This is a genomic window from Virgibacillus carmonensis (assembly GCF_057836705.1).
In genome coordinates, this window is sequence record NZ_JBYQFJ010000215.1 from 1 (window position 1) to 635 (window position 635).

A 635-nucleotide genomic window follows, 5' to 3' on the forward strand; every position below is an offset into this window, starting at 1 on the left:
TCAAAATATGGCCATACTTTTCCATTCACGATTATTTTATCACCAAGAAAGAATGGTGTAATTGAGGGGTTAGGTAAGTTATCTGCTGGATCTGCTGGTTGTCTTGGATATGACAGGGACCCATCATCATTGAATGAACGATCCTGAATCACGAGGGGGATTTCATATTTTCCTTTTGGTAATTTCAATAATTTTTCCTGTTCGTTGCGGATTATATATGCACCGGCGAGTCCTGCATACATATTTAATCTTGTAATCCCCATGGAGTGATCATGGTACCAAAGCATTGTGGCCCGCTGCCTGTTCGGATATTCATAAACCTCCCTTTTAAAAAATGGTCCCACTTTTTTAAAGTCTTTTGTAAACCAAGCCTCTGGATAACCATCACTTGCTGCCATGCAAATGAGTAACTGTCCGTACTTCCGGATGTTGTGCTACTTCGTGAATGGACCGATCAACTGGAAGGATATGTCTTGATGGCAAATTATTCATCCATTTCACCTGTATTGGTTCGCCCTGTTTGACATCAAATGTAGGTCCCGGGAACTGGCGATTGTATCCCCATAACCGCGTTGGCCTTAAGTCCCTATGCAACTTTTGCTTAAACTCTTCCATTCGCACCTCGTAATAAGATC

1 pseudogene is annotated in these 635 nt (G+C 41.9%); it reads right to left on the minus strand.

Annotated elements, in window-relative coordinates:
* Positions 1–635 (minus strand): annotated as a pseudogene (locus AC3G7N_RS21465) (multicopper oxidase domain-containing protein); the annotation flags it as partial.